At 70.0% G+C, this 7,663-nt stretch carries 7 protein-coding genes; 2 read left to right on the top strand and 5 right to left on the bottom strand.

Annotated features, from left to right (window positions below; genetic code table 11):
• Positions 1–136: 136 nt before the first annotated feature.
• Complete coding sequence (locus tag E3O42_RS06295; RefSeq protein WP_134453121.1) at positions 137–1,405, bottom strand: MFS transporter; 1,269 nt, start codon at positions 1,403–1,405, stop codon at positions 137–139.
• A gap of 248 nt (positions 1,406–1,653) precedes the next feature.
• Between E3O42_RS06295 and purU the strand changes: the two genes are divergently transcribed.
• Positions 1,654–2,529: a formyltetrahydrofolate deformylase gene (purU, locus tag E3O42_RS06290; RefSeq protein ID WP_134453120.1), complete on the top strand. Its 876-nt coding sequence runs from the start codon at positions 1,654–1,656 to the stop codon at positions 2,527–2,529.
• A gap of 21 nt (positions 2,530–2,550) precedes the next feature.
• Positions 2,551–2,910 carry a YrdB family protein gene (locus E3O42_RS06285; protein ID WP_134453119.1) on the top strand — a complete coding sequence of 120 codons (360 nt, stop codon included), beginning with the start codon at positions 2,551–2,553 and terminating at the stop codon, positions 2,908–2,910.
• Between the two features lie 3 nt (positions 2,911–2,913).
• On the opposite strand, the gene E3O42_RS06280 is transcribed toward E3O42_RS06285, so the two are convergent.
• The 4 genes from E3O42_RS06280 to E3O42_RS06265 form a co-directional block, all read right to left on the bottom strand.
• The gene (locus E3O42_RS06280; protein ID WP_134453118.1) at positions 2,914–3,306 is read right to left on the bottom strand and encodes a DUF1761 domain-containing protein; all 393 of its coding nucleotides are present in this window, start codon (positions 3,304–3,306) and stop codon (positions 2,914–2,916) included.
• Positions 3,307–3,361: 55 nt separating this feature from the next.
• Positions 3,362–4,237 carry an AraC family transcriptional regulator gene (locus tag E3O42_RS06275; protein WP_134453117.1) on the bottom strand — a complete coding sequence of 292 codons (876 nt, stop codon included), beginning with the start codon at positions 4,235–4,237 and terminating at the stop codon, positions 3,362–3,364.
• Positions 4,238–4,428: 191 nt separating this feature from the next.
• A complete protein-coding gene (locus tag E3O42_RS06270) occupies positions 4,429–5,700 on the bottom strand; it encodes an MFS transporter (RefSeq protein ID WP_134453116.1) in 1,272 nt (423 codons plus the stop codon).
• Between the two features lie 44 nt (positions 5,701–5,744).
• Positions 5,745–7,640, bottom strand: a complete 1,896-nt coding sequence (locus E3O42_RS06265) for a heavy metal translocating P-type ATPase (protein ID WP_134453115.1) — start codon at positions 7,638–7,640, stop codon at positions 5,745–5,747.
• Between the last annotated feature and the right edge of the window lie 23 nt (positions 7,641–7,663).

Genomic DNA, 7,663 nt, shown 5'->3' with positions numbered 1-7,663 from the left:
AACCGACGGCGAACCTCACGCGGAAACCCCGTACGACCACCCATAACCAACACCTCAATCAATCAGGTGTTGCAACGACCCCCTGAACCCAAGGGGCGCAATTGTCCGCTTTGATAACAGTTAGCTCCGAGGCGGGTCAGGCGCGGCGGCGGCGGATGACGATGTCGCTGAACAGCACCAGGGCCAGGGACAGCAGGATGATGGCCACGTACACGAACGGCACCGTGCCCAGTCCCACCCGGTCGAGCAGGAACGCTCCCACAAACGCGCCCAGGCCGATGCCGATGTTGAACGCGGTGGTGTAGACGGCGCTGGCGGTGTCGCGGATGCGCACCGACGCGGTGTGCAGCAGCCGGGTCTGCAGCAGCGGAGGGAACGAGCCGAACGCCAGGCCCCAGACCAGGAACGCAATGATCGCCACGGGCAGCACCTCGGTGGAAAGCGCCAGCACGCTCACGCTGACAGCGGTCACCGCCAGGCCGAGCACCAGGCCCAGCTGGGGTCGCTTGCTGAACACCACACCGCTGATGAACAGGCCGATCGCTCCGGCGATGCCGTAGGCGAAGAGCAGGGGCGCCACCGCCTCGCTACCGACTCCGAGGGTGTCGCTGAGGAACGGGGCGATGTAGGTGTAGAAGGTGTAGTGCCCGATCATGGTCAGCGCCGTGATCACGCAGACCAGCGCAACGGCGCCGATCGTGGCATCCCGCGGCAGCGTGGCGGGCAGGGTGACCGTGCCGGTGGCCGTGGTCACGGGCTTGGCCGGTTTGGCGTTGTAGTGGTCGACCTTGGGCAGGAACTTCCAGATCACCACGGCGCCCACGAGCATCAGCCCGGCGAGCACCACGAACGAGAGCCGCCAGCCCAGCACGTGGCCGAGGAAGGTGCCCAGCGGCACCCCGAAGACGAAAGCCAGCGTGCCGCCGGCTATGGTGATCGATACCGCCCGGGCGATCTGGTCCTTGGGCACGAGGTGCGCGGAGTACGCGCCGACGACGCCCCAGAACAGGCCGTGCGCCAGCCCGCCGATTACCCGGGAGACCACCACGAAGGTGTAGTCGGGGGCTATCGCGGTGAGCACGTTACTCAGGGCGAATACGACCAGGACCATCAGGATGAGGCCGTGCCGGGGCATTCGGCGGGTCAGCAGCGCCAGCGGGGTGCTGGTGATCACCACGGTGAAGGCGAACCAGGACACGAGCAGCCCGACCTCGGACTGGCTGACGCCCAGCGAGTTGCTCATTTCCGGCAGCAGGCCGGTGGGCAGCATCTCCGAGGTGACCGACAGGAAAACGGCGGCAGAGAGGGCGATCAGGCCGATCCAGGGGAACGGTCCGGTCGGGGCCTTCTCGTCGGGACGGGGCAGGCCGCTCGAGGGCAGCGTGATGGGCGCGGTAAATGACATGGGTGCTGTGGCTCACAGACGGGATGCCGCTTGCCCGAGGCCAGCGGCTGTCACGGCTGGCTGCGCGGGGTAGGTCAAGCGGTGCGCGCCGACGTGCGCGCCCGGGGCCGGTGAGATTCCGCCGACCATGAAACAGCCTAGCCGAGTATGCCCCCAAACGACAGGTTCGGCCGGAGCAACCGCCCCGGCCGACCTGCAGACCGGTCGCTGATGCCGGTGTGCCCCGGCCGGGCCGGTAATCTGGTTCGATGAATCCCAGTCTTCCGGCGCCCGTGCACCATCACCACCTGGTCGTCACACTCGTCTGCCCCGACCAGCCCGGCATCGTGCACGCCGTCAGCGGCGCGATCGTCCAGGCCCGCGGCAACATCACCGAGAGCCAGCAGTTCTCCAGCGCCGACACCGGCCGGTTCTTCATCCGCCTGCAGGTGGAGTCCCCCGCGAACCGGGACGAACTGCAGGCCGCGCTCGCGCCGATCATCGAGCGGTACGCCATGGCCTCCGTCATCGACGTCGTCGGCCGGCCGCTGCGCACCCTGGTGCTTGCGTCGACCGCCGGGCACTGCGTCAACGACCTGCTCTTCCGCGAGCGCGGCGGCCAGCTGGCCGTCGAGGTGCCCCTGGTGCTCAGCAACCACGGCACCCTGCGTGACCTGGTCGGTTTCTACGGCGTCCCGTTCGAGTCGCTGCCGATCACGGATGCGGCCAGCAAGGCCGCGTTCGAGGCGCGAGTGGTCGAGGCCGTCGAGGAGAACGACATCGAACTGGTGGTGCTGGCCCGGTACATGCAGATCCTCTCCCCCGAGCTGTGCGCGTACCTCGAGGGGCGCGCGATCAACATCCACCACTCGTTCCTGCCCGGCTTCAAGGGTGCCAATCCGTACAAGCAGGCGCACGCCCGTGGCGTGAAGCTGATCGGCGCCACCGCGCACTTCGTCACAAGTGATTTGGATGAGGGCCCGATCATCGAGCAGAACGTGGTGCGTGTGGATCACTCCCGCACCCCAGGCGAGCTCGTCGCGATCGGGCAGGACGAGGAGAGCCGCACGCTCACCCAGGCCGTGAAGTGGTTCGCCGAGAACCGGGTGCTGCTCGACGGGGCGCGCACCATCATCTTCAAGTAGCCCGGTGGGTAGGATTGGCGGGTGAACGACACCCGCCCCACGCCGAGCATCGGCGCCAACGACATCCTGCGTTTTGTGCTGGAACTGTTCGCCTTCGTGAGTCTGGCGCTCTGGGGGTTCCTGGCCTGGCCGTTGCCGTGGCCGGGCATCCTGGTGGGTATTCTCGCGCCGGCGTTCGCGATCCTGGTCTGGGCGTTGTTCCGCTCCCCCAAGGCCGTGTTCAGGCTCGACCCGTTCGGCAAGGCGATCGTGGAGATCTTCGTGTTCGGCGCCGCGGCGCTCGCCTGGTGGGACCTGGGCCAGCCGATCGTAGCCGGCATCTTCGCCGTCGTCGCCACCGCCAGCGGAATCCTCTCCGGCCGCAAGGAACTCAGCACCTGAGCATCACTGCATTGCACCGATGATGGCGCCCATCACGGTGAAAGACACCACGTTGTACGACCCATTGATGGCGAACAGCAGCGGGCCGCGCCGCTCGAACAGGTAGTTCACGCCGAGGGCGGCGGCCACGAACGTCGCGCCGGTGGCAAATCCGGCGAACACACCGAAGCCCAGCCCGTTCGAGCCGATGAACGCGGCCAGGCTGATCGCCATCACGATCGCCAGGATCAGCGAACCGAGGAAGACCCTGGCGGTTCCGTGCTTCAGTTGCTCGTCGGTGACGCCCGCCGCGCGTTGCCAGGGGCGCGCGAACAGCACCGAGTACCAGAGTCCGCCGATGACGAACGACGAGAGTGCGGCCAGCGCGATCGCCAGCCAGTTGAATGACACGTCCATGACTGCTCCCGGGATGCCTGGTCCCGGCCTCTCCAGGACAGTGTCACGCTAGCCGTCACGGTGCGGTGCGTCTTGTAGAAAATTCCGGCACCTCTGGCGAGGGCACGCCGTCCAGCTCGTCCAGCGGCACGAAGGCGGCATAGTCGGCGCCGTAGCGGGCGACGATGTCGAGGTACCGGCTGGGCGAGAACCCGGTGAAGGCGCGGAAGACCCTGATGAAATGCGGCTGGTCGTAGTACCCGGAGGTGGCCACCAGGTCGGCCCAGCTGGGCATCGACCCCTGCAACGGCAGTGCCTGGATGAACTGGCTGAACCGCACGATGTCCGCGTAGACCTTGGGGGTGACCCCGCACCAGGACCTGAATTCGTCGATCAGGCGGTGGTGGCTGAGTCCGGCGGCCGCCGCGATGACCGGCATCGGCGCATCCGGGTTCTGGTGGATGCCGGCCCAGGCTCTCACCACCGCCGGCGGCACCGTGTTGGGCCGCTGCAGGGCGCGCAGGTGGGTGATCAGCAGCGCGACCGCTGCCGCCGGGTCGGATGCCTGCCTCGCGGCCTCCCGCAGCGCGTCGGTGTCACCGAGCAGCCCCTGACTCTCGCGCACGGTGCCGGTCAGCTCGGCGGCGGGCAGCCCGAGAAACCTCGCGGCGGCGAACGGCGCCAGCTCGGCGGCGACGTGCCGGATCGCCGGCGGGCCCTGGGTCATCAGGAACCGTGGCTGCAGCCCGGACAGGAATCCCGCCCCGAGCGTGCGCACCGCCCCGCTCCGCAGGTCGAACAACCGATACGGGTCGGACAGGTTCACGATCAGGTGCAGCGCGGGCTGCGGGAAGATGCGCTCGTAGCGCTGCGCGACGGGCTGCTCGAGGTACCACAGTCGCAGCACCTCCGGGGCCAGATCGGCCGGTACGGGCACCTCGAGGTAGGCCATGCCCCCACCGTAGGACCGACCGCGGCGGAAGGCTACTCCTCGTCCACGCCACGCGCGCTCCACGAGGCGCCGCCCCTTGCCGCGCGGACGCTGCCCTGCCGGGTGTCGAGACGACACTTCGGGCCCGTCCACAGCCCCGCGACGGGCCCCAACTGCCCACTCGCGCCAGGTGCCACTCGCGAAGGGGCGGCTCAGCGGTCGGCGGGGTCGGTGACCGGCGGCGCCGGGGGCTCGGGGGCGGGCTGCGGGGGCAGGCCGGCGGGCATCCGCAGGGCGTAGAGGGAGGTGGCGACGAAGAGCAGGCCGCCGAGCAGGAACGCGGCCGGGTACGAGACGGTGTCGGCGAGCAGGCCCGCCACGAGCGGCCCGACGATGGCGCCGAAGTCGGAGAACATCGAGAAGATCGCCACCGGGCGGCCGCCCGCGGTGCCGGCGGCGGCGTCGCCGACGGATGCCGCAGGCGCGGTGCCCATGAACGCCGCGGCGACGCCGTAGACACAGAGGAGCGCGGTGAGCAGCCAGATGTTCGGGGCGAACGGGATCGCCGTGATCGTCACGGCCGCCACGAGGAACGCCCCGATGATGGCCGGTTTGCGGCCGACGGTGTCGACGAACCTGGACGCGGGCGCGAGTGCAAGCGTCTGCGCGACCGCCGCGATGGCGAACGCGATGCCGGTCCAGGCGCTCGGGCCCTTGAGCACCTCGACCACGAGAACCGGCACCAGGGCGCCGCGCACTCCGAATGACGACCAGCCCTGGGAGAAGTTGGCCAGGCAGGCGGCACGGAACCGGGGGTCGCGCAAAACCGTGCGCAGCGGCAGCAGCGGGGTCAGCACGCCCGTCGGGCCCGCGCCGGCGCGAGTGGCCGGCTGCAGCAGGACCAGCCCGATCAGACCGGCCACGGCGAGGGTACCGGCGTAGAAGAAGAACGGCGCGGTCAGCGAGATGGTGGCGAGCAGGCCGCCGAGCGCCGGCCCGGCCATACCGCCGATGAGAAAGCCGCCCTGGTAGAAGCCCACGGCGCGGCCGCGGATGCCCGGCGCGGTGGTGCGCAGCAGCAGCGTCATCGCCGCGACGGTGAACATCGCCGAACCGATGCCGCCCGCTCCGCGCAGCAGCAGCAGTTGCGGGTAGCTGCCGGCGATGCCGACCAGGCCGCTGGACACCGCCACGATGCCGATGCCCACGGCCAGGATGGTTCGTTCGCCGGCCCAGTCGATGAGCTTGCCGCAGACCGGGCTGGCGACGAAGCGCATCAGGGCGAACGCCGACACCACCGCGCCGATCTCCAGGTTGCCCACGCCGAAGCTCTTCACGTACACCGGCAGCACGGGCACGACCACGCCGAAACCCACCATGACGAAGAACGCGATCACGCCAAGCACATAGACGTCGCGGCCCAGGCGGGGTTCGTTGGCCGTTCGGCTGGTGGTGGGCCCGAACGGCAAACGGATGCGACGCATCCCTCCAGATTAGGCGCTCGGCGGGCCCGGCAGGCTCACCGGAGTCAGTGGGCGGCCACCGGCTGCGTCGCCGCCGGGATTCGCGCGGCCACGCCGCGGGCCCGCACATCGCGCCGCCCGCCGATGGCCCGCAACGCGTTGAGGATGGTGGCCAGGTCCACCAGCTCCTGCAGCAACGCGCCCACGGTGGCGGGGATCTGTCCGAACGCGGCGGCGATCATCAGGCCGATGCTCAGCGCGATGCCGAGCCAGATGCTCTGCAGGGCGATCCGCACGGTGTCCTGTCCGATGGCGACGGCGCGGGCGGCGCGGGACAGGTCGTCGAGCAGGATCACGGCATCCGCCGATTCGCTGGCCGCCGTTGACCCCCTGGCGCCCATGGCGATGCCCACGTCGGCCACGGCGAGCACCGGCGCGTCGTTGACGCCGTCACCGACCATGATCACCGGCCGCTCACGGATGGCCCGCACGGCGTCGACCTTGTCGGCTGGGAGGCAGTCGGCCCGCACCCGGGTGATGCCCACCAGCCGGGCGATGTGGTTGGCGGTGGGCCGCGTGTCGCCGGTGAGCATCACCGATTCGCGCACGCCGAGCCGCTCAATCGCCCGCACAGTGGCGCGGGCGTTGTCGCGCACCTGGTCGCTGGCGACGATGCAGCCGGCGTACTCGCCGTCGACGGCAAGGTAGATGGCGAGTTCGCCGCCGGACAGGTCCGCAGGGTAGGCATCCGGGGCGTGGTCGGCCACGAACGACAGCCCGCCCACGATCACCTCCAGCGAACCGAACCGGGCGGTCACGCCCTGGGCGGGCACCTCCTCGGCGGACTCGGTGTGCTGCAGGGTGAGGTCGCGCAGCTCGGCGGCGGTGATCACGGATGCGGCGAGTACGTGCGACGAATACTGCTCGGCCGACGCAGCGAGGGTGAGCAGCTCATCCGAGGTGAATGGGGGTTCCGGGCAGACCCGGGCGATGATCGGTGTGCCGTAGGTGAGGGTTCCGGTCTTGTCGAAAACCACGGTCCTGGCGCGAGCGAGAGTCTCGAGCACTCCCCCGCCCTTGACGATGATGCCGTTGCGGGCCGCCCGGCTCATGCCGCCCATGAACGCCACCGGGGCGGCGAGCAGCAACGGGCACGGGGTGGCGACCACGAGCACCTCGGCGAAGCGCACCGGATCGCCCGAGACGAACCAGGCCAGGCCGGCGATCAGCAGGGCCACCCCGGTGAACGGCACCGCGTACCGGTCGGCGAGGCGCACGACGGGGGCCTTGCTCGCAGCGGCCTCCGCCACCAGCGCCACGATCTGCTGGTACTGGCTGTCGGCGGCCAGGGCGGTGGCGCGCACGGTGGCGGCGGCCTGCCCGTTGATCGAGCCGCTGAGCACCGGGTCGCCGGCACGCCGCTCCACGGGCAGGCTCTCGCCCGTGAGCGAAGACTCGTCGAACACCGCAGCGGCGGAGACCAGCTCGGCGTCAACGGGCACGATCTCGGCGGGCCGCACCAGCAGCAGGTCGCCGACCTGCACCAGGGTGGCCGGCAGGTCCTCAACGTCGGAGGGGCCGTCGCGCAGCAGGTGCGCGATCTGCGGCACCCGGTCGAGCAGCGCGTTCAGCTCCCGCTGGGCCCGCCCGGCGGCGTAGTCCTCGAGCGCGCCGCCGCCGGAGAGCATCAGCACGATCAGCAGGGTGGCGACGTACTCGCCCACCAGGATGGTCGCGATGATCGCCATGATCGCCAGCAGGTCAACACCGAACGAACCCCGGCGCATCCGCTTGAGCATGCCGACGCCCTCGATGCCGACCACGGCCAGGCCCAGGCCGGAGAACAGCCATTGCACGGCGACCGTCTGCCCCGCTGCCCACAGCAGCAGCCCGAGCAGGCCGATCACGATGGTTGCCGCCACAACCGGATACCGGCGGAATGCTCCCCTGAGCGTGGACATGGGTCCATTGTCACCTCGGATGC

It is taken from the genome of Cryobacterium adonitolivorans, from assembly GCF_004402695.1.
GTDB lineage: Bacteria > Actinomycetota > Actinomycetes > Actinomycetales > Microbacteriaceae > Cryobacterium > Cryobacterium adonitolivorans.
This window is presented reverse-complemented; position numbering and strand designations above follow the sequence as displayed.

Excerpts from the sequence above, each read along its gene's own strand:
- E3O42_RS06295 (WP_134453121.1), bottom strand. The coding sequence starts at position 1,405 with ATGTCATTTACCGCGCCCATCACGCTGCCCTCGAGCGGCCTGCCCCGT.
- purU (WP_134453120.1), top strand. The coding sequence starts at position 1,654 with ATGAATCCCAGTCTTCCGGCGCCCGTGCACCATCACCACCTGGTCGTC.
- E3O42_RS06280 (WP_134453118.1), bottom strand. The coding sequence starts at position 3,306 with ATGGACGTGTCATTCAACTGGCTGGCGATCGCGCTGGCCGCACTCTCG.
- E3O42_RS06275 (WP_134453117.1), bottom strand. The coding sequence starts at position 4,237 with ATGGCCTACCTCGAGGTGCCCGTACCGGCCGATCTGGCCCCGGAGGTG.
- E3O42_RS06270 (WP_134453116.1), bottom strand. The coding sequence starts at position 5,700 with ATGCGTCGCATCCGTTTGCCGTTCGGGCCCACCACCAGCCGAACGGCC.
- E3O42_RS06265 (WP_134453115.1), bottom strand. The coding sequence starts at position 7,640 with ATGTCCACGCTCAGGGGAGCATTCCGCCGGTATCCGGTTGTGGCGGCA.